Origin of the sequence: Variovorax glucosi, assembly GCF_051216695.1 — a bacterium.
In the GTDB taxonomy this organism is placed as follows: domain Bacteria; phylum Pseudomonadota; class Gammaproteobacteria; order Burkholderiales; family Burkholderiaceae_C; genus Variovorax.
Genome location: NZ_JBPJZE010000098.1, coordinates 1 through 1,435, shown reverse-complemented (window position 1 = coordinate 1,435; position 1,435 = coordinate 1). Strand labels below are relative to the sequence as shown.

1 protein-coding gene and 1 pseudogene are annotated in these 1,435 nt (G+C 66.5%); both read right to left on the bottom strand.

The window, feature by feature from the left end; translation table 11 throughout:
• Positions 1-283 (bottom strand): annotated as a pseudogene (locus tag ACSFA3_RS23210) (histone deacetylase family protein); the annotation flags it as partial.
• A 36-nt stretch (positions 284-319) separates the two neighbouring features.
• Positions 320-1,369, bottom strand: coding sequence for an ornithine cyclodeaminase (locus tag ACSFA3_RS23205; RefSeq protein ID WP_435507797.1), 1,050 nt, complete (start codon positions 1,367-1,369; stop codon positions 320-322).
• Between the last annotated feature and the right edge of the window lie 66 nt (positions 1,370-1,435).

Genomic DNA, 1,435 nt, shown 5'->3' with positions numbered 1-1,435 from the left:
AGTACGAAGGCAGCGCATCGCGCGACACATTGGTCGGGTCCAGCGCGACCCACTCTTCCCACGCATGCGCGATGAAGTCCAGGTAACGCGGCGCATGCACCTTGGCCAGCAGCGCCTCGTCGAAGGCATCGGGCGCCTGCAGCGGGCCGAGGCCCCTTCGCTCCAGTTCATGCTTTACATGGTCGACGCGGGCGGGCACCTCGAAGCACGGCACGAGCTCGCCGCGGAACATCTCGACTTTGCCCTGATGAAGAACGTGCTGGTCGTTGTAGATGGTGAGCATGAGAAAACACAGGATCGGCGGTGGTGAAGCCGCCCATCATGCCGCACGCCGCAGCACCGCACGGCGCCGGCCCGAGGCCGTGAGGCCGAACAGGTCCTTCGGGTCGTCGAGCTCGGGCACCAGCGCAATCTGCTGGCCGATGCCACGCTCCGTGGCAAGGCGCTGGATGTAGCGCAGCGCCGTGTAGTCCTCCAGCGCGAAGCCTACCGAATCGAACAGCGTGACCTGCGCAGGGGTTTCGCGGCCGGGCACTTCGCCGAGCAGCACGCGCCACAGCTCGTGCACCGGAAAGTCGGCGGGCATCTGCTGGATCTCGCCCTCCACGCGGGTCTGCGGCTCGTACTCGACGAACACGCGCGCCTTGCGCAGCACGTCGGGGTGCAGCTCGGTCTTGCCGGGCGAATCGCCACCCACGGCGTTGATGTGCATGCCCGGCTCGATCATGTCCGGCGTGATGATGGTGGCGCAGGCCTTGTCGGCGGTCACGGGCGTCACGATGTCGGCGCCGCGCACGGCCTGCGCCGTGGAGTCTGCACGAATGATCTTGAGCGACGGAAAGGCCGAAAGGTTGCGCACCAGCTTGTCGGTGGCGCGGGCATCGATGTCGTACACGGCGATTTCATCGATGCCCAAGTGGCAGTGAAAGGCCAATGCCTGGAACTCGCTCTGCGCGCCGTTGCCGATGAGCGCCATGCGACGAGCGCCAGGCCGCGCCAATGCGCACGCCGCCATCAGCGAGGTCGCGCTGGTGCGCAGCGCAGTGGCAAGAGTCAGTTCAGACAGCAGCACGGGGTAGCCGGTCTCGACATCGGCGAGCACGCCGAAGGCCATCACCGTGTAGAGGCCGCGCCCGGTGTTGGCCGCATGGCCATTGACGTACTTGAAGGCATAGGCGCCGTCGTCGGCCACGGGCATCAACTCGATCACGCCAAGGTGCGAATGGCTGGCCACACGCGCCTTCTTGTCGAACTCGCGCCACCGCAGGAAGTCGTCGCGCAGCGCATCGGCCAGCGCGGTGAGGAACTGGGGAATGCCGGTCTCGTCCACCAGGCGGACCAGGCTGTGAACATCGATGAAGCGGGTCATGGCGCGGCTCCTTGCGTAGCCCCCGGCACGGCGCTTCATCCCCTCACATGTTCACTCCACCATGGC

Bases quoted from the DNA above. Each gene is read 5' to 3' on its own strand.
- ACSFA3_RS23205 (WP_435507797.1), bottom strand. From the start codon at position 1,369: ATGACCCGCTTCATCGATGTTCACAGCCTGGTCCGCCTGGTGGACGAG.